Annotated in this window: 12 protein-coding genes and 1 tRNA gene; 7 read left to right on the top strand and 6 right to left on the bottom strand. The window is 68.3% G+C overall.

Annotated elements, in window-relative coordinates; all coding sequences use genetic code 11:
* Nucleotides 1-14 precede the first annotated feature (14 nt).
* Nucleotides 15-1532: an aldehyde dehydrogenase family protein gene (locus ACFXKN_RS27485; RefSeq protein WP_378963720.1), complete on the top strand. Its 1518-nt coding sequence runs from the start codon at nucleotides 15-17 to the stop codon at nucleotides 1530-1532.
* Between the two features lie 53 nt (nucleotides 1533-1585).
* Nucleotides 1586-1659: transfer RNA gene (locus ACFXKN_RS27480), tRNA-Met, on the top strand.
* 43 nt (nucleotides 1660-1702) lie between these two features.
* Here the strand turns inward: ACFXKN_RS27480 and ACFXKN_RS27475 are convergent.
* Nucleotides 1703-2251, bottom strand: coding sequence for a histidine phosphatase family protein (locus tag ACFXKN_RS27475; protein ID WP_378963721.1), 549 nt, complete (start codon nucleotides 2249-2251; stop codon nucleotides 1703-1705).
* A gap of 136 nt (nucleotides 2252-2387) precedes the next feature.
* Here ACFXKN_RS27475 and ACFXKN_RS27470 point away from each other — a divergent pair, with 136 nt between their 5' ends.
* The 3 genes from ACFXKN_RS27470 to ACFXKN_RS27460 all read left to right on the top strand — a co-directional run bounded on the left by ACFXKN_RS27470 (nucleotide 2388) and on the right by ACFXKN_RS27460 (nucleotide 9040).
* Nucleotides 2388-7781 carry a DEAD/DEAH box helicase gene (locus tag ACFXKN_RS27470; protein WP_379434113.1) on the top strand — a complete coding sequence of 1798 codons (5394 nt, stop codon included), beginning with the start codon at nucleotides 2388-2390 and terminating at the stop codon, nucleotides 7779-7781.
* Nucleotides 7782-7785: 4 nt separating this feature from the next.
* Nucleotides 7786-8559 (top strand): DNA-formamidopyrimidine glycosylase family protein, encoded by a 774-nt coding sequence (locus ACFXKN_RS27465; RefSeq protein ID WP_378963723.1) that lies wholly within the window; start codon nucleotides 7786-7788, stop codon nucleotides 8557-8559.
* Between the two features lie 100 nt (nucleotides 8560-8659).
* Nucleotides 8660-9040, top strand: coding sequence for a VOC family protein (locus ACFXKN_RS27460; RefSeq protein WP_378963724.1), 381 nt, complete (start codon nucleotides 8660-8662; stop codon nucleotides 9038-9040).
* A 3-nt stretch (nucleotides 9041-9043) separates the two neighbouring features.
* On the opposite strand, the gene glpD is transcribed toward ACFXKN_RS27460, so the two are convergent.
* On the bottom strand, nucleotides 9044-10834 hold the full coding sequence (glpD, locus tag ACFXKN_RS27455) for a glycerol-3-phosphate dehydrogenase (RefSeq protein WP_378963725.1): 1791 nt from the start codon (nucleotides 10832-10834) through the stop codon (nucleotides 9044-9046).
* A 320-nt stretch (nucleotides 10835-11154) separates the two neighbouring features.
* Here glpD and glpK point away from each other — a divergent pair, with 320 nt between their 5' ends.
* A complete protein-coding gene (glpK, locus tag ACFXKN_RS27450) occupies nucleotides 11155-12651 on the top strand; it encodes a glycerol kinase GlpK (RefSeq protein WP_379434112.1) in 1497 nt (498 codons plus the stop codon).
* A 57-nt stretch (nucleotides 12652-12708) separates the two neighbouring features.
* Here the strand turns inward: glpK and ACFXKN_RS27445 are convergent, their stop codons facing one another.
* From ACFXKN_RS27445 to ACFXKN_RS27430, 4 genes are all read right to left on the bottom strand, one after another.
* Nucleotides 12709-13887, bottom strand: a complete 1179-nt coding sequence (locus ACFXKN_RS27445; protein ID WP_379434111.1) for a PLP-dependent aminotransferase family protein — start codon at nucleotides 13885-13887, stop codon at nucleotides 12709-12711.
* Nucleotides 13888-13979: 92 nt separating this feature from the next.
* Nucleotides 13980-15137 carry a hypothetical protein gene (locus ACFXKN_RS27440; protein ID WP_379434110.1) on the bottom strand — a complete coding sequence of 386 codons (1158 nt, stop codon included), beginning with the start codon at nucleotides 15135-15137 and terminating at the stop codon, nucleotides 13980-13982.
* Between the two features lie 381 nt (nucleotides 15138-15518).
* Complete coding sequence (locus ACFXKN_RS27435) at nucleotides 15519-16547, bottom strand: hypothetical protein (protein ID WP_379434109.1); 1029 nt, start codon at nucleotides 16545-16547, stop codon at nucleotides 15519-15521.
* Nucleotides 16548-16836: 289 nt separating this feature from the next.
* Entirely contained in the window at nucleotides 16837-18237 is a 1401-nt protein-coding gene (locus tag ACFXKN_RS27430) for an NAD(P)H-quinone dehydrogenase (RefSeq protein ID WP_378963730.1), read from the bottom strand.
* A gap of 300 nt (nucleotides 18238-18537) precedes the next feature.
* Between ACFXKN_RS27430 and ACFXKN_RS27425 the strand changes: the two genes are divergently transcribed.
* Nucleotides 18538-18999, top strand: a complete 462-nt coding sequence (locus ACFXKN_RS27425) for a gamma-glutamylcyclotransferase (RefSeq protein ID WP_378919964.1) — start codon at nucleotides 18538-18540, stop codon at nucleotides 18997-18999.
* Nucleotides 19000-19333: the final 334 nt, after the last annotated feature.

The following is a 19333-nucleotide window of genomic DNA, read 5'->3' as shown; positions in this document are numbered from 1 at the left end:
TGAGCAGAGTACCGATGACGCAGACCGTGAACTTCTCCGAGCAGCTCGCACTGCGAGCCAGGGCGCTCCTGCACGGCCTCGGCGCCGCTGTGCCGGAACCCGGCCCGCTGCTCGCGCGCACGCCGATCTCCGGCGGAGTCCTGTTGCCGCTGACCACCGACACCGCCGCGGACGTCGATGCCGCGATCGGCCGCGCCGCCACCGCGTTCGAGGCCTGGCGCACGGTCCCCGCGCCCGTGCGAGCAGCGCTGGTGCGCAGACTGGCGCAGTTGCTGGTGGCCCATCAGGACGAGCTGGCCGAGCTGGTGACCCTCGAAGCGGGCAAGATCGGCCCCGAGGCGCTGGGCGAAGTGCAGGAGATGATCGACGTCTGCGAGTTCGCGATCGGGCTCTCGCGCCAACTCTACGGCGCCACCATGCCTTCCGAACGCCCCGGCCATCGGCTCATGGAAACGTGGCATCCACTCGGCGTCGTCGGGGTGATCTCGGCGTTCAATTTCCCGGTCGCGGTGTGGGCTTGGAACACCGCGATCGCGCTGGTGTGCGGCGACACGGTGGTGTGGAAGTCGTCGGAGACCACGCCGTTGACGGCATTGGCGTGTCACACCCTGCTGCGTCGTGCCGCGGTCGATGTGGGCGCGGATCCCGAAGTGCACCAATTGATTCGAGGTGACGCCGCCGTCGGCTCGGCCTTGGTCGACGATCGCCGGGTCGCCCTGGTGAGCGCGACCGGTTCGGTGCGGATGGGCGCCACCGTCGCACCGAGGGTGGCCGCGCGATTCGGGCGGTGCCTGCTAGAGCTCGGTGGCAACAATGCCGCGATCGTGGCGTCGAGTGCCGATCTGGAGCTCGCGGTGCGCGGCATCGTCTTCTCGGCGGCGGGGACAGCGGGCCAGCGGTGTACGAGTCTGCGGCGATTGATCGCGCATCGTTCGATCGCCGACCAGCTGGTCGACCGGCTGGCCGCGGCGTACAGCCAACTACCCGTTGGCAATCCGCTCGACGACGGCGTGCTGGTCGGGCCGCTGATCAACGAGCGCGCGTTCGCCGCGATGCAGAAGGCGCTGGTCGGGTCGGTGGCCGAAGGCGGCGACATCATCTGCGGCGGTGAGCGAGTCGACACGCTCGGACCCGACGCCTACTACGTGCGGCCCGCCCTGGTTCGCATGCCCGCACAGACCGAACTCGTGCGCGAGGAGACCTTCGCGCCGATCCTGTACGTGCTGACCTACGACGACATCGACGAGGCCATCGCACTCAACAACGATGTCACCCAAGGACTTTCCTCGTCGATCTTCACCCTCGACCAGCGCGAGGCCGAACAGTTCCTGGCCGGCTCCGACTGCGGCATCGCCAATGTCAATATCGGGACATCGGGCGCGGAGATCGGCGGCGCGTTCGGCGGGGAGAAGCACACCGGCGGCGGCCGGGAGTCGGGCTCGGACTCATGGAAGGCCTACATGCGCCGGGCCACCAACACCGTCAACTACTCCACCGAGCTCCCGCTCGCGCAGGGCATCCATTTCGGCTGATCAGCCATGCGATTTCGCCTTCCGACCCACCCCGTGTAAAGTGGTATTTGCAACGCGGGATGGAGCAGCTCGGTAGCTCGCTGGGCTCATAACCCAGAGGTCGCAGGTTCAAATCCTGTTCCCGCTACTACGAAGAAGGCCCCGGAGTTTTCACTCCGGGGCCTTCTTCGTTATCCGTTGCCGAGCCGCAGGGTCCAGTTCCCCCGATAGTGCAGCCGGGTGACACTCGCGGGCGGAACATCCATGCGCCAGAACGACTTCGCCGGTGCGTCGAGCACCACGAGCAGCGCCGCCCGCACCACGGCCGGATGCGTCACCGCCACGGTGTCGCGCCCCGACGACGCGATCTCGGCCAACCAGAACCGCACCCGGTCGACCAGATCGGTGACGGATTCGCCACCGTGCCCACGGAATTCGGGGTCGGTCAGCCAGGCGAACAGCTGATCCTGAGCGAGTTTGCCCATCTCACTGCCCCGCCACGACCCGGCATCGAGATCCCGTAATCGCACGTCCTGTTCCCCGACGAGGCCCAATTCCTCCGCCGTCTCCCGAGCCCGCCTCTCGGGCCCTGTCCGCACCAGCGCCTCATCGAGCGGCACACAGGCGCGCACCGCGGCCCGCCCCGACTCGTCCAGGGGTTCATCGACAGGAAAACGCGCCTTACGTACCGCCTCGGTAAGGCCATGGCCGACAAGGTCGACTCTCAGCACCGTTTGCACGAGAGTCGAGGGTAGCGACGAGTGCGATCCACGCCACAACCCGGGCTACGCGCCGCCCCGGTCATCGACATCTTCACGCAGGTCGGGGCGCATGAGGTCGGCGAAGTTGTCGGTGGGTCGGTGCACACTTGGTGCTATGGATCGGTTCTCCCCCGCGACGGCACAGTGGTTCGACGGCGCGTTCCCCGGCGCGACGTCGGCCCAGCTCGGCGCGTGGGACGCGATCGCCGCCGGGGAGAACACGCTGGTGGTCGCGCCGACGGGGTCGGGCAAGACCTTGTCGGCGTTTCTGTGGGCTATCGATCAGCTGGCTCAGCGGGAGCCACCCGAGCCGGGGGCGCCCCGGGGCACCTCGGTGCTCTATGTCTCGCCGTTGAAGGCACTCGCGGTGGATGTGGAGCGCAATCTACGGGCGCCGCTGGTAGGAGTGACGCAGACGGCGAAACGGTTGGGACTCGACCCGCCGGATATCTCGGTGGGGGTGCGCTCCGGTGATACTCCGCCTGCCCAGCGTCGGGCGATGCTGCGCACGCCGCCGGACATTCTCATCACCACTCCCGAGTCGCTGTTCTTGCTGTTGACCTCGGCGGCTCGCGAGACGCTTGCCCAGGTCAATACGGTGATCGTCGACGAAGTGCACGCCATCGCCGGGTCCAAGCGTGGTGCGCACCTGGCGCTGTCGCTGGCCCGGCTGGACCAGTTCACCGACAAGCCCGCGCAGCGGATCGGGTTGTCGGCGACGGTGCGCCCGCCCGAGGAGGTCGGGCGGTTCCTGGTCGGGAACGCGCCGATCACCATTGTGCGCCCGCCCGCACCGAAGACCTTCGACCTGTCCGTGCGGGTGCCGGTGGCCGATATGACCGATCCCGGCGGCGACTCCGATCAGCCGGGGTCGATCTGGCCGCATGTCGACGAGGCCATCGTCGACCTCGTTCTCGAGCACCGTTCCTCGATCGTGTTCGCCAACTCGCGGCGGCTCTCCGAGCGGCTGACAGCGCGACTCAACGAGACCTACGCCGCCCGGCTCGGTGAGCCGGTGGAGACAGAGCACAAGCCACCCGCCCAGCTCGGACCATCCACCGAGGTGATCCACGGGGCCGACCACCTGTTGGCGCGCGCGCATCACGGGTCGGTCAGCAAGGAACAGCGCGCCATCATCGAAGACGATCTCAAGACCGGTCGCCTGCGCTGCGTGGTGGCCACCAGCAGTCTCGAACTCGGCATCGATATGGGCGCGGTGGACCTGGTGGTGCAGGTCGAGGCGCCGCCATCGGTGGCCAGCGGCTTGCAGCGAGTCGGCCGCGCCGGGCACCAGGTCGGTGAGATCTCGCGGGGCGTGCTGTTTCCCAAGCACCGAACCGACGTGATCCACTGCACCGTCGCCGCCCAGCGCATGCTCGCGGGTGAGATCGAGCAGCTCCAGATCCCCGCGCACCCCCTCGACATCCTCGCCCAGCAGACGGTGGCGGCCTGCGCGCTCGAACCGATCGACGTCGACGGCTGGTTCGACATCGTCCGCTCCACCGGCAGCTACGCGAACCTGCCACGCTCGGCCTACGAATCGGTGCTCGACCTGTTGGCCGGGCGCTATCCGTCCGACGAGTTCGCCGAACTGCGTCCACGCGTGGTGTGGGACCGCGACGCGGGCACCATCACCGGCCGTCCCGGCGCGCAGCGGCTGGCGGTGACCTCCGGTGGCGCGATTCCCGACCGTGGCATGTTCGCGGTGTTCATGGTGGGCGAGAAGGCTTCTCGGGTAGGTGAACTCGATGAGGAGATGGTCTACGAATCGCGCGTGGGTGATGTGTTCGCGCTCGGTGCGACCAGCTGGCGGATCGAGGAGATCACCTTCGATCGGGTGCTGGTGTCACCCGCGTTCGGACTGCCGGGACGGTTGCCGTTCTGGCATGGTGACGGGTTGGGGCGTCCCGCCGAATTGGGTGCTGCGCTGGGCGAATTCGTGCGTACAGCAGGTCGGGTCCCTACCGATGAGCTGAGCCGGATCGTGGCGAAAATGGGCGCCGGGCCGACCACAGTCGTCCCGCCATCGGCGGTTTCGGACCCGGTGTCCCTGGTCGAGGCCATGTCGGAGGTTTCCGGCCTCCCGGTAGCCGGGGTGGAATCGAGCGCGAAGAAGATCGGCCGCGCGAAAGCGTCCAGCAACCGAACCCGGCCCGCCGATGCGCCGGCCGGAAAAGCTGCGACGGCGAAGCCGTCGCCGGTCGAGCAGAGCAAGCCCGCGGCGCGGCTCGAACAGTTGGTGCGGACAGCCGGGCTCGATCAGAACGCGACGGCCAATCTCGTCAGTCTGCTCGAGGAACAGCGCAGTGCCACAGGTCAATTGCCCACCGACCGCACGCTGGTCGTGGAACGATTCCGTGACGAACTCGGCGACTGGCGGCTGGTGCTGCACTCCCCCTACGGCACCCCGGTACACGCACCATGGGCGCTGGCGGTGGGCGCGCGCCTCCAGGAACAGTTCGGCATCGACGCCGCCCCTACCGCCTCCGACGACGGCATCGTCGTGCGCCTGCCCGACACCACCGATCAGCCGCCCGGCGCCGAACTGTTCGCCTTCGAGCCTGACGAGATCGACGACATCGTCACCGAACAGGTCGGCGGCTCCGCGCTTTTCGCGTCCCGCTTCCGCGAATGCGCCGCCAGGGCGCTCCTGCTGCCGCGCCGCGATCCCGGCAAGCGCGCACCGCTGTGGCAGCAGCGGCAGCGCTCGGCCCAATTGCTCGACGTGGCACGCAAATTCCCGCAATTCCCGATCCTGCTGGAAACCGTCCGCGAATGCCTGCGCGACGTATACGACCTGCCCGCCCTGCGCGACCTGCTCACCCAGGTCGCCCGCCGCGAGATCCGCCTGATCGAAGTCGAAACGGCGAGCCCGTCACCCTTCGCGGGCGCCCTGCTGTTCTCCTACATCGGCCAATTCCTCTACGACGGCGACAGCCCACTGGCCGAACGCCGGGCCGCCGCACTGGCCCTGGACTCCAGCCTGCTCGCCGAACTCCTCGGCCGCGTCGAACTCCGCGAACTCCTCGACCCCGCCGTTATCACCCTGACCGAACAAGAACTCCAACGCCTCACCCCCGAACGCCGAGCCCGCGATCCCGAAGGTTTGGCCGACCTCCTGCGCCTCCTCGGCCCCCTCACTCCCGCCGAAGCCGCGGCCCGCTGCGTCCCCCGCCCCGGCACCGCATCCGCCGCTCGCCACGCCGAGGCGATGGAAAGTCGAGCCCCGGACGACTTTCGCACACACGAACAAGCCTCGAAGTCCGGCGAACTCGCCCCGAGACCCGGCGCAGGAGCCGTCGGAGCCGGGCCGGCTGATATCCCCCGGGATAACGCCGCACCCCCCGACAGCGTTGCCTTGCACCCAGACAATGGAACCCGCTCGGACGACGGTCCTTCCGACGGCGGAGCACAGGCCGATCGTGGCAGCCACGACCTGCTCATCGATTCCGATGCACCGGCTTGGTTTGCGGAGCTGCGGGATTCGCGGCGGGCGCTGGCAGTTTCGTTCGCGGGACGTACCTGGTGGGTGGCGGTGGAGGACGCCGCTCGTCTGCGCGATGCGCTCGGGGTGCCGCTGCCGATCGGCGTGCCTGCCGCGTTCATCGAACCGGTGCCCGATCCGCTCGGCGACCTCGTCGGCCGCTACGCGCGCACGCACGCACCGTTCACGACGGCCGCGGTCGCCGCCCGCTTCGGCTTGGGTACCGCCGTCGCCGCGACGTCACTGCACCGCCTGCTCGCCGAAAAGCGGGTCGTGGAAGGCGAATTCACGCCGGGTACCGCCGGTGGCGAGTGGTGTGATGCCCAGGTCTTGCGCCGATTGCGCCGCCGTTCGCTGGCTGCCGCCCGGCACGAGGTCGAGCCGGTCTCCACCGCGGCCTTCGGACGCTTCCTGCCCGCCTGGCAACACGTCGGTTCCGGCGAGCTGCGCGGCGTCGACGGTGTCGCCACGGTGGTGGAACAGCTTGCGGGCGTGCCGATTCCGGCCTCGGCATGGGAGTCGCTGATCCTGCCGACGCGAGTCCGCGACTACTCCCCCGCCATGCTGGACGAGCTGATGGCGACCGGCGAGGTGGTGTGGTCGGGCCACGGCGCCATCACCGCCCGCGACGGCTGGATCGCCCTGCACCTGGCCGACCAAGCACCGTTCACCCTGCCTCCCGCCGACGAGATCGACCCCACCGATACCCAGCTCGGCCTGCTGGTCGCACTCGGCGCGAACCTGGAGCCATGGCCCCCACCCGACACCGCCCCTGGTTCAGCGGTCGACTCGGACACACCCGCCATTCGTCCGAAGGCCGCCCGGAGACGAAGGATCTCCGCGGATCCGGCGACGCCGCAAGCAAGCGGACTCTCGCGAACCGGCGAACGCGAAGTTGTCGACCTCGACGCACCCGATCCCGCCACGGCGGCGACCAGCCCTGGCAACTCGGCGCCCGTGCCGGCAAGCAGTGATGCCAGAGAGTCGGCTCGACGGCCCCCGCCCACCGGCCTGCGGCCTGATCCAAAGGAACAGGCGCCAAGCGAGTCCGGCAACCCGTTAGCGGGACAAGCTCCTGACCTCCCGCGATTGCCATCCACACTGAGCGGCGGTGGCGCCTTCTTCTTCCGGCAGCTCGCCGACGCTGCGGGTCTGCTCGACGACAAAGCCGCCGGCGACGCACTGTGGCAGCTGGTCTGGGCCGGATACGTCTCCGGTGACACTTTCGCCCCGGTGCGGGCCCTGCTGTCCGGCACCGCCCGCGCCACCACCGCACACCGCACCCCGCGCCGCGCTCCCCGAGGCCGCGCGTACCTGCCACGACCGTCGATGCCGACCCGGTCCGGTCCGCCGACGCTGGCCGGCCGCTGGTCGATCCTGCCGGAACGCGTGCAGGACAACACTGTTCGCGCCCACGCCACCGCGGATCAGCTCGTCGAACGCTATGGCGTGCTGACTCGCGGTTCGGTGCAGAACGAAGGGATATCCGGCGGTTTCCAGCTGATGTACCGGGTGCTCACCGAGTTCGAGGATCGCGGCCGGTGCAGGCGCGGCTATTTCGTCGACACCCTCGGCGGCGCCCAGTTCTCCACCACCGACACCGTCGACCGCCTGCGGTCGTTCGACACCGACCGTGACAACACCAGAGCGGGCGTCGCACTCGCCCTCGCGGCGTGCGACCCAGCCAACCCCTACGGCGCCGCCCTGCCGTGGCCGAAGGGCGACGCCGAAGGCGGTCATCGGCCGGGCCGCAAAGCGGGCGCCGTGGTAGTTCTGGTCGGCGGCGAGCTGGTGCTCTACTCCGAGCGCGGCGGCAAGACGCTGCTCAGCTTCACCGAAGACATCGGCCTGCGCCGTGCGGCAGCGCTCGCACTGGCCGGACTGGTGCGCGACCGCAGGGTCGACAGCTTGGTGATCGACAAGATCAATGGGGAAACCGTGCACGGCAACCTTTTCGTCGACGTCCTGATCGAAGCCGGTTTCTCGATGACCCCGAGCGGTCTGCGGCTGCGCAGGCAGGTGTAGCCGAATGCCCGAGGGCGACACCGTCTTCCGCACCGCGGCACGTCTGCGCACGGCGCTGGTGGGTAAAACCCTGACCCGCAGCGACTTCCGGGTGCCCCGGTACGCGACGGTGAATCTGGTCGGCGATCTCGTCGAAGAGGTCGCCAGCTACGGCAAGCACCTGTTCGTCCGCACCGACCGCTGGAGCATCCACACCCACCTGAAAATGGAGGGCGAGTGGCGGGTGTTCCACTGCGGCCAGCGCTGGACCAAACCACGGGTCACCGCGCGGCTCGTACTCGGCAACGACGAGGTCGAGGCCGTCGGATTCTCGCTCGGCAAGGTTCAAGTCCTGCCGCGCGCGGACGAGCACACCGTCATCGACCACCTCGGCCCGGACCTCCTCGGCCCGAACTGGGATCCAGCCGAGGCCCTGCGCCGACTCACCGAATACCCCCGCCGCGCCATCGGTCTCGCCCTACTCGACCAGCGCAATCTGGCAGGCATCGGCAATATCTACCGCAGCGAGATCTGCTTCCTCCGCCGAGTCCACCCCACTGCCCCCGTCGGCGAGATTCCCGATCTCCCGGCGCTCGTAGACGAAGCCCACCGCGTCCTCGGCAAGGCCGCGCACCAGCCACCATGGCGCCCCATGGTCTACAGCCGAACCCGGCGCCCCTGCCCCCGCTGCGGCACCGCCATCGCCTCCCAGCTCCTCGGCGAGGACGACCCCGCCGATCGCATCAGCCAGCGCGAACGCGGAATCTACTTCTGTCCACGCTGTCAGCCACTTCCCTGAAAAACACCTCACCGCGCATCGCCTTGTTCGATACGATCTCGGGATTGTTTTCATCGCTAACGGCCAGGGGCGTCTCCCCAGTTAGAGAGCAGGTTTCGTGATGGCATGTCGGATCAGTGAGCTCGTGCTCGGTTGCCGCGACCCCGAGGCGCTTGCCCAATTCTGGTGTGCGGTCCTGGACTTCGTCGTCCTCGACCGGGAGGACGACGGCACCGTGGAGATCGGCCCGCGCGAGGGGTTCGGTGGACCGCAGGCGACGATCATCCTCAGCAGCAGGGAAGAGCCCGAACACGGGAAGTCCCGGCTGCACCTCGACGTCAATCCCACCGATCGTGATCAGGACGCCGAGCTCGAACGCCTGCTGAAGCTCGGTGCGCGCCCGGCCGATATCGGCCAGACGGGGCAGGAGTCGTGGCATGTCCTGTCCGACCCGGAAGGCAATGAGTTCTGCCTGCTCAAAGCCCGCATCGACCCGGTCTGAGGCTCAGCGGTCCTGCGGCACGGGTTCCAGTAGCTGCGGGCGTGGCTCGGGAGCTGCGGCCCGCAGTGCGTCGGCCGACTTGTCGTCGGGCTGGGTCTGCGATTCGATTTCGGCCCGCACGCGCGCCTGGTATGTGGACACCTCACGGTCGATATCGTCTGCGTCCCAACCGAGTACCGGTGCGATGAGGTGGGCGACCTGCTCGGCACTGTTCGCGCCGCGATCGGGGTACTCGATCGAGATGCGGGTGCGACGGGCCAGGATATCGTCGAGGTGCAGCGCGCCCTCGGCGGCGGCCGCGTAGACCGCTTCGACCTGCAGGTAGGCAGGGGCGTCGGTAATCGGTTGCAGCAGTTCGGGTTTGCCCGCTGCCATGGCGAGCACCTCGTCGACGAGAGAGCCGTAGCGGTCGAGCAGGTGCGTCATCCGGTACGGGTGGATGCCGTAGTGCTCGGCGAGCTGCACGGTCTGGTTGACCAGCGCGAAGTACCCATCGGCGCCGAGCAGCGCGACCTTCTCGGTGATCGAGGGCGAGACGCGCGCCGGAATATCTTGTGCCGCTTCGTCCATCGCGTCGGCCGCCATCACCCGGTAGGTGGTGTACTTGCCGCCCGCGATGCTCACCAGTCCGGGCGCGACGCGGGCCACGGCGTGTTCGCGCGAGAGCTTGGACGTCTCGTCGTTCTCCCCCGCCAGCAGTGGACGCAGGCCCGCGTAGACCCCGTCGATGTCGGCGTGGGTGAGCGGGGTGACCAGTACCTCGTTGACCCGGCCGAGCAGGTAGTCGATATCGGCCTTGGTCGCCGCGGGGTGGGCGAGATCGAGATTCCAGTCGGTGTCGGTGGTGCCGACGATCCAGTGCGCGCCCCACGGGATGACGAACAGCACCGAAGTGGTGGTGCGCAGGATGATCGCGGCATCGCTGACGATGCGGTCGCGCGGTACCACGATATGCACGCCCTTGGACGCGCGTACATGGAATCGGCCGCGCTGCCGCGACAGACCCTGCACCTCGTCGGTCCAGACGCCCGTCGCGTTGATCACCACATTCGCGCGCGCCTCACCGGTGCGCCCGTCCTCGGTGTCACGCAATTTCACCCCGACGACCCGGTCTGCCTCACGCAGAAACCCGACGACCTGCGTGGAGGTGCGGATGACCGCGCCGTAGTGGGCTGCGGTGCGGGCGACCGTCATGGTGTGGCGGGCATCGTCGACGACGGTGTCGTAGTAGGTGACACCGCCGATCATCGAATCCCGGCGCAGGCCCGGTGCGAGGCGCAGCGCGCCGTGCCGGGTCAGATGATGCTGTCCAGGAACGGATTTCGCGCCGCCCATGCTGTCGTACAGAGTCAGACCCGCGGCGACATACGGTCGCTCCCACACGCGGTGGGTCAGCGGGTAGAGGAAGCGCAGCGGCTTCACCAGGTGCGGTGCCAGTGTCGACAGCGCCAGCTCGCGTTCCTTCAGCGCTTCCCTGACCAGCCCGAATTCGAGCTGCTCGAGGTAGCGCAGGCCACCGTGGAACATCTTCGACGAGCGGCTCGAGGTGCCCGAGGCGAGATCGCGGGCCTCGACCAGCGCGACAGACAGACCGCGCGTCGCAGCATCGAGCGCGATACCGGCGCCGACCACCCCGCCACCGACGACCAGGACGTCGAACTGATCCTTCCCCAGACGTTCCCAGGCAGAACGCCGATGTTCGGGCCCCAGATCGCCGGGCACGAGCCGGTCCCGCTTTCCGCCCGCGACCAACTCACCCGGGTGTAGGTACGGAAACTCCGGTGTCTGCGACATGCTCGGCTCCTCGCCACCGACCGATTCCGGCCGGTCCCAGTCGACAGTGGGGTAAACGCCGCGTTCGGCGGCGCCGCTGCGTACAGGCTAAACGTACTGCGCGCTCGTCGCTCGGGACGTGCGCGGCGAGGCGTGGGAGCGAAATTCGGTGCGGATGCCGAACCGGACGGTCGATCGGCTGGTTCCGGCGCCAACTCCTTCGCGCGGTCAGCTGGGCGACCTTCGCCAGGCGCCTGTCGATGCCACCAGCAATCCGCGGCACCGTCATCGCCGGGGACAAAGCTTGCGGCAGCGGGCCGAGCTTTCGGTAACCTGCATCAATGCGTCGCTATGTGGCCGCCATCGATCAGGGCACGACTTCGAGTCGGTGCATCATCTTCGATCGGCAGGGCCGGATCGTCGGGACCGCGCAGCGGGAGCATCGGCAGATCTTTCCGAAGCCCGGCTGGGTGGAGCACGATCCGGCGGAGGTGTGGCGCAATACCGAGTCGGTACTCGGTGCGGCCCTGGGCAACAGTCGGTGTTCGGCCGGGGATCTGGCCGCCGTCGGCATCACCAATCAGCGCGAGACCACCGTGGTGTGGGATCGGGCGACCGGCGAGCCCGTGTACAACGCGATCGTCTGGCAGGACACCCGCACCGGCCAACTGTGCACCGAACTCGCGGGTGATCAAGGGCCGCAACGCTATGCGGACCGCACCGGGCTGCCGCTGTCGACCTATTTCGCCGGTCCGAAACTGCGCTGGATCCTCGACAATGTCGACGGTGTCCGGGCACGCGCCGAAGCCGGTGACCTGTGTTTCGGCACCATGGACAGCTGGGTGCTGTGGAAGCTGACCGGTGAACACCTCACCGACGTCACCAACGCCTCACGCACCATGCTGATGGATCTTCGTACTCTGCAATGGGATTCGCGGATCTGTGCCGATTTCGACATCCCGATGTCGTTGCTACCGCAGATCCGCAGTTCGTCAGAGGTCTACGCCGACATCACCTCCGGGCCGTTCGAAGGTATCCCGGTCGCCGGAATTCTCGGCGACCAGCAGGCGGCCACCTTCGGCCAAGCCTGCCTGACCCCCGGTGAAGCCAAGAACACCTATGGCACAGGCAATTTCATGCTCCTCAACACCGGCACCACCCCGGTGTTCAGCAAGCACGGCCTACTCACCACCGCCTGCTACCAACTCGGTGACGCCCCAGCGGTTTACGCGCTGGAAGGTTCCATCGCCGTCACCGGCTCGCTGGTCCAGTGGCTGCGCGACAACCTCGGCATCATCTCCTCCGCCGAGGAAGTAGAACCCCTGGCCCTCAGCGTCGAAGACAACGGCGGCGCCCACTTCGTCCCCGCGTTCTCCGGCCTGTTCGCCCCCCGCTGGCGCCCCGATGCCCGCGGTGTCATCGCTGGCCTCACCCGCTTCGTCACCAAGGCCCACTTGGCAAGAGCCGCACTCGAATCCACCGCCTTCCAAACTCGCGAGGTCGTGGACGCCATGCGCGCCGACGCGGCCGCCCAGCACCTCGACCTCGAACTCACCACCCTCAAAGTCGACGGCGGCATGACCGGCAACAACCTGCTCATGCAATTCCAAGCCGACATCCTCGACGTCCCCGTCGTCCGCCCGGTAGTCCGCGAGACCACCGCCCTCGGCGCCGCTTACGCGGCCGGTTTGGCAGTCGGCTTCTGGTCCGGCCTCGACGACCTCCGAGCCAACTGGTCCGCCGACCAGACCTGGACCCCCTCGATGCCCGAAGAGGAACGCACCCGCCGCTACGCGGACTGGAACAAAGCCGTCGAACGTACCTACAACTGGGTATGAACCGCCCGCGCAAGCTGCCTCGGCCCTTACTCCGTCACCGCCGAGTGCCGCCGATCTCTAGGCAGGTGCGGCCTTCGACAGGCGGTTGACCGCTTCGGTCAGGGTGGGTTCGTCGGAGGTGGTGAAGCAGAGTCGGAGGGTGTTAGGGGTGGTGTTGGTGACGGCGAAGGCGGCGCCGGGGACGTAAGCGACGCCCGCGTCCAGGGCTGCGGGGAGGAGGGTGGAGGTATCGGTGTTGTCGGTGAATTCGGCCCAGATGAACATGCCGCCGGCGGGGTCTGTGCAACGGATGCGGTCGCCGAAGGTGGTGCGGACGGCGGAGACCAGGGCGCGGGCTCTGGTGCCGTAGGTGGTGCGGATCGAATCCACATGGGCCGCAATCCAGTTGGTGCCGGCCAGCAGGTCGGTGGCGATCTGCTGGGTCAGGGCGGAACCACAGAGGTCAGCGCCTTGTTTGAGGAGTTCTACTGCGCGGCAGACTCTTTCGGGGGCGATCATCCAGCCGACGCGGAGGGCGGGGGACAGGATTTTGGAGACGCTGGACAGACGGATCACCTGGGGGGAATACGAGGCGACCGGGGCGGGTGCGGGCTGGTCGAACCAGAGTTCGCCGTAGGGGTCGTCTTCGATGATCCAGAAGCCATGGGCCTCAGCAAGTTTCGCGAGGCGTTGCCGGCGCTCGGGGGTGAGGGTGACGCCGCCGGGGTTGTGGAAGGTGGAGACGGTGTGGACGACGGCGGGACGTTCGCCTGCGGCCAGAAGGTCTTCGAGGATGTCGAGACGCATGCCCTCGCCGTCGAGCGGGACGGCCACGATTCGGGCACCGGCAGCTCGGAAGACCTGTAGCGCACCGACATACGCGGGGTCTTCGACGATCACGAGGGCACCGGGATCGAGAAGGACCTCAGCCAGGAGCGAGAGCGCCTGCTGTGAGCCATGGGTGATGAAGACTTCGGCGACGGGCACCGTGCGGCCGATCTTGGCGGATTCGCGGGCCGCGATCACCTCACGCAGGGCAGGCCAGCCGGACGACTCGGTGTACTGCAGCACGGCGGGGTCACGCAGGGCCGCCTCGGCAGCGAGGGCGATCCGCTCGCGCGGCATCAGGGCGGCGTCGGGGAGCCCACCAGCGAGGCTGATGATGTCGTCGCGGGCGGTGAGTTTGAGCAGGTCCCTGATCGCCGAGCTCTGCAGGCCGGCGAGCTTGCCCGCCAATGCTGGAATGGTCAGCGACATAGGAACCTCCGGGGGACGCCAAGAGAAGCAATCATCCTACGATTGCATATCGCCTACCAGAATATGAAATTGTTGTCTCACAGAATGAGACACTACCGAGCGGTGATGGACTTGACCTGCCACTTTCCGTCGGTGTTGGTGGTGATGATCTCCTGCTTGTAGACCACGGCCGAACCGTCGGGGTGCATTTCGCGCAGTTCCACGTCGTAGCGGCCCACGGTGGTTTCGCGCATCTTCACGCAGTGGGTGGTGCCAGCGGGAATCTGACCGTCGATCGCCTGCTGGATCGTCTCGGCAGGTGAGATGTTCTCGGCGTCGGGCGCCACGAATTCGCGCACCTTCGCCCCGGATCGATCGGTGTAGAAGGCGTACTGGAAGCCGAGGATGGCCCTGGCACCGGTGGTGGTGTCGCCAGGTCCGTTGCCGACGGTGACGGATTGTTCGGCGACGGACTGACACTCGGAGCCGGACGCGACCGAGGGAACCGGCGCCGCCGTGACACCGGGATCGGCGCCGCCGCCGCGCTTGACCAGACCGATCGTCAGAACAAGCGCCACCACGAGCAACACAGCCGCGGCCACACCGCCGATGATCCAGCGCAGGCGCTTGTTATCGGGTTCCTTCTCCTCCGGCGCCGGGGTGGCGGGCATCTTCGGCGCGAGACGGCGAGCGATCGGATCGTCGGCCCACGACAGGCCTGGCTCGGTTGGAGGCTTCGGGATCGCGCCGTCATCGTCCGGGTTGTCCCACCACGCTTTGTCGCCTGCGGGCCGCTGCTTATCGGGGACCAAGGGGGTACGCGAGCCCTCGGGCGGACGCACCGGCTCCGAGGAAGGCCCGCTATCGCGCGAGGGTGGCTGCGGCGCAGGATCTTTGGGGCCGGGACGACCGCGACGGATCACCTCGGTGAGCTCACGACCGGACGTCACCGGCACGGAATCACCGAACACCGAGTCGCCGAAGACCGAACTCTCACCGCGCGGCTGCTCGCCACCGAAACGCACCGTCGGGTCGGCCGCGGGCGGCCCACCCGGGGTGGGACCACCGAACGGCGCGGACTCCCGCGACCCTGGACCGGCAGGGGTATCCCCACCGGCAGTAGTGGGACCACCGAACGGCGGCGCGTTGCGCGGACCCGGTCCGGCAGGCGGTGGCGTCGCCAGTGCGTCACCGAAAACAGAAGTCGGCGCGGAACGGCGACTATCGGGTAGCCGAGGGGGCGCTTGACCGGCGGGCGGTCCGGGTGGCACCGAACCGGCGATAGGGGGCGGACCCGGCGGCGGAGCAACAGGCGGCTGACCCGCGACAGGACCACCGAACGGACCTGGCGCGGGCGCACCTGCCGGCGGACCGAACGGGCCGGGCGTAGGCGCACCGGCGGGCGGACCGGCCGGTCGCCAACCTCGCTCCGGAACCCCGGACGGCGCGGGCGGCGGCGCGGCGGGAACGGGCCCACCGAAACCAGCGTCATCGACCGGCGGCCCGAAATCGCTTACGGGAGGACCGAATTCCGCAGCAGGTCGTTGATCGCCGCGTTCGTTGTCGTCGCCCTCGGTGCCCAAGTCAATCCTTTCCCCAGGACACACGTGTGGGGCGGTCGAAGGCGACCGCCCCACACGACGTACTGCGTGTCAGTACTGGATCGAGCCACCCCACTGGGTGTTCACACCCGCGACGTTCAACGTCTGAAGCAACTCACCCGGCACGGGCAGTGTAGCCTTCGCGGCCGCATCGAGCGCGGCGACGCCGCCCGGCTGCGCCTTGATCCAGTTCTCCACCGCGGCCTTGGCCAGGTTCGCCTGCGTGGTGTCGAGCACGGTCACCGTGGTGTTGTCGGCACGGCCGTCGCCACCGTTGAAGGTGGTGACCTTGACCGAGTTCGCGCCGACGTACTCGACCGAGACACCGGCGTCACCGAAACCGCCACCCGGCGTCCGGTAGCCGACGGTGCCGACGTAGCCCGAGGCGTTGTTGTAGTGGTGGGTGTTGGCCAGGATCCCGGCACCGTCGACGGTGACGCCGATTTCCTGGCGCGGGCCTTCCATCTCGACGACAGGCGCGGCGGGCGCGTTGGCCAGGCGCGGTGCCTGCCAGGCCGGTTCCTTCGGCTCCTGGATGAGGGTGTCCGGAGACTCGACCTCGGCCTGGGTGCCGGTCCCGGTGCCCTGATCGGACGGCACGGTGGGCTGCGTCTGCTGCTGGCCCGGCGTGGTGCCCGGCTGGCTCGGCGTGGCGCCCGTCTCCGGCTTGGTGGTACCCGGCTGATCCGGCGTCGCGCCCGCACGCTCCGGCTGGACCGCGGGCTGTGCCTGTCCCGGCACCGGCAGCGGCGCGACACGCGGGCTGGTGACGCCCGGCTGACTCGGCGTCGGCTTGGCGGGGGTGCCCTGCTCCGGCTGACCCGGCGCGGGGCTGGTGACACCCGGCTGGGCCGGCGTCGGCTTGGTCTCGCCCGGCTTCGTCTGACCCGGCTTGACGCTCTCCGGGGTTTCCGTTTCCGGGGTCTCCGGAGCTTCTACTTCGCCCGAAGGCTGGCCCGGCTGCGCAGGAGCCGGAGTCGCTGGCGTAGTCGGCTGGTCACTGGGGACCGCGCCGGCCGGTGCCGCGAGGAGGGTTGCCACGGCTGCCGCGGCGGCCAACGGCAACGACGTGCTTGCCATCGCTCGCTGCGCCCGACTCGGCTTACGATGCTTCACTTTTCGTAATCCCTTTCCCGGAGGGAATCCCCCACTGCTCCACCACGCGATCACATCTGATCACGCCTCGGCGGTGAGTCAACCACATGAGCGCGGGACAGGCAACGCAGCACCGGGTTTCGAGTTCACCGGGCGCCGCCTGCGCAAACACCTGGTGTCACGGTTGCCGAGAATCGACGAGCAGCGTTGGCGAACAACACAATTCGAAACCCGAAACCCATTGTGATTCGTTTCACATTCTGGTGTTACGAGTTCAGTCGAGGTCGTCGTGGCGCATCAGCAAACGTCCGGCTTCAGTGAGCGAACCGGTGAGCGAGGGGTACACCGAGAACGTCTGGGCTAGGTCGGTGACGGTCAGATTGTTCTGCACCGCCAGCGCGATCGGCAGGATCAGCTCCGAGGCGATCGGCGCGACCACCACACCGCCGATCACCACACCGGTCGCCGGGCGGCAGAAGATCTTGACGAAGCCGCGTCGCAGCCCCGACATCTTCGCGCGCGGATTGGTGTTGAGCGGCAACATCACTGTCCGCGCGGGGACCTCACCATTGTCGATGGCGGTCTGGCTGACGCCGACGGTCGCGATCTCCGGGCGGGTGAACACCGCCGAGGCCACCGTCTTCAACCGGATCGGGCTCACACCCTCGCCGAGCGCGTGGTACATCGCGATCCGCCCCTGCATCGCGGCCACCGAAGCCAGCGGCAGCAGACCCGTGCAGTCGCCCGCGGCATAGATACCGGGCACCGAGGTGCGCGAAACCCGGTCGACGCGAAGGTATCCGCCGCGGTCGAGTTCGATACCGACCCGGTCGAGGCCGAGGTTCTGGGTGTTCGGGGTGGAGCCGACGGTCATCAGCGCGTGCGAGCCGGTGACGGTGCGGCCGTCGGACAGCTTCACCACGATGCCGTCGGCGGTGCGCTCCACGGCATCGGCGCGGGCGTGCTTGACCAGCTCGACGCCGCGTTCGGCCAGGGCTTCCTCGAGCACGAGGGCCGCGTCGGCGTCCTCGCCGGGCAGCACGCGATCACGGCTCGACACGAGCTTCACCGGCACACCCATCTCGGTGTACGCGGACACGAATTCGGCGCCGGTGACACCGGATCCGACGACAACCAGCGTCTCGGGCAGTTCCGGCAGGTCGTAGAGCTGACGCCAGTTCAGGATCCGCTCACCGTCGGGTTCGGCACCCGGGAGCACCCGCGGGCTCGCACCGGTCGCGATCAACACGACCTCGGCTTCGAACTCCTCGGTGCTGCCGTCGGCCTGCGTCGCGCGCACGCGGTGCGCCAAACCCGGTGCGGGCCCGACCAATTCGCCGTAGCCCGGAAGTAGTTGCACGCCCGCGGCCTGCAACTTGGTGCGGATATCGGAGGACTGCGCCAGCGCGAGAGCTTTCACGCGAGCGTTCACCTCGGGCAGATGCACCTTGGCCTGATCGGCGTCGAGGGTGATACCGAGATCGCGTGCGCGGCGCAGATCGGTGCGCAGGCCGGTCGAGGCGATGAACGTTTTCGACGGCACGCAATCCCACAGCACACAGGCGCCACCGATGCCGTCGGCGTCGATCAGGGTCACCGTGGCCCCGTGCTGGGCAGCTACCAGCGCCGCCTCGTATCCGGCCGGTCCACCGCCGATGATCGCAATCCGTGCCACCAGTCACGCTCCTTGTGCTCGCCTGATCGGACCTGCCCCTTGTGAGGGCTCGTCCGTGCTGTCGAGGCCATCATTTCAGGTGCGATGTGACATGGCCGGGTCGGATCGGTGAACAACGGTGCGCGTGTTCTGTGCCACGTTCCCGGTGTGACCGGCGGGCTGGGACACGCCGGCGAAGCGTAGCCACGCAGGGCCCTCGGGAACGGGGGCGGGTGTTACAGCGCCGCCGGCGAGTGTGACCGTCAGCCGATCTGGGTGGGAGACAGGAATTCCGCCGTGTTTATTGGCTACAGTTTCATGGTGCCGATCTATGCCGCCTACGGGTCCAACATGGACTCGACGCAGATGCTGGAACGCTGCCCGCATTCGCCCATGTCCGGGACCGGGTGGCTGGAGGGTTGGCGCCTGACCTTCGCCGGTGACGACATCGGCTGGGAAGGGCCGCTGGCCACCGTCGTCGAGGACCCCGGCCAGCGGGTATTCGTCGTGCTCTACGACGTCTCCCCCGAGGACGAGGACAGCCTCGACCGCTGGGAAGGCTCCGACTTCGGTATCCACAAGAAGATCCGAATCCGAGTCACCGGCACCCAAGGCGAATCCCGCCTAGCCTGGCTCTACGTCCTCGACGCCTATGAGGGCGGCCTCCCCTCGGCCCGCTACATCGGCGTCATCGCCGACGCAGCCGAAAAAGCAGGCGCCCCCGAGGACTACGTCCACGCCTTGCGCACCCGCAACAGCAAAAACGTAGGCCCCGGCGCGTGACTGTCCCGCCTCCCCGCGTACTCAGGCCAGACTTCACCGACCGCTGACTCTGTGTCGGCGGCCGTCGGTCGTGGGCTGGCTGAGTTAGCCCGTACCCGGCGAGCTACCCATGTCCTTCTGTGCTGCTCCTTCTGTGCTGCCGTGCACCCCAAGTCCGCCACCACCCGCACCCCCAACCACACCGTGCACATCAAGACCGCCACCACCCGCACCCCCCAACCACACCGTGCACATCAAGACCGCCATGACCGCACTCCCAACCCCGCACCCGCGACCCATAGGGAGCGGCGGCCACGAAGTGGCCGGTCCGCGGCCGGGTCGCCGGTTAGCGCTC

The sequence above is a fragment of the Nocardia sp. NPDC059195 genome, assembly GCF_042754695.1.
GTDB lineage: Bacteria > Actinomycetota > Actinomycetes > Mycobacteriales > Mycobacteriaceae > Nocardia.
The sequence above is the reverse complement of the archived record's forward strand: the minus strand, read 5'-3'. Positions and strand labels throughout refer to the sequence as shown.

Excerpts from the sequence above, each read along its gene's own strand:
- ACFXKN_RS27485 (WP_378963720.1), top strand. The coding sequence starts at position 15 with ATGACGCAGACCGTGAACTTCTCCGAGCAGCTCGCACTGCGAGCCAGG.
- ACFXKN_RS27470 (WP_379434113.1), top strand. The coding sequence starts at position 2,388 with ATGGATCGGTTCTCCCCCGCGACGGCACAGTGGTTCGACGGCGCGTTC.
- ACFXKN_RS27465 (WP_378963723.1), top strand. The coding sequence starts at position 7,786 with ATGCCCGAGGGCGACACCGTCTTCCGCACCGCGGCACGTCTGCGCACG.
- ACFXKN_RS27460 (WP_378963724.1), top strand. The coding sequence starts at position 8,660 with ATGGCATGTCGGATCAGTGAGCTCGTGCTCGGTTGCCGCGACCCCGAG.
- glpD (WP_378963725.1), bottom strand. The coding sequence starts at position 10,834 with ATGTCGCAGACACCGGAGTTTCCGTACCTACACCCGGGTGAGTTGGTC.
- glpK (WP_379434112.1), top strand. The coding sequence starts at position 11,155 with ATGCGTCGCTATGTGGCCGCCATCGATCAGGGCACGACTTCGAGTCGG.
- ACFXKN_RS27445 (WP_379434111.1), bottom strand. The coding sequence starts at position 13,887 with ATGTCGCTGACCATTCCAGCATTGGCGGGCAAGCTCGCCGGCCTGCAG.
- ACFXKN_RS27435 (WP_379434109.1), bottom strand. The coding sequence starts at position 16,547 with ATGGCAAGCACGTCGTTGCCGTTGGCCGCCGCGGCAGCCGTGGCAACC.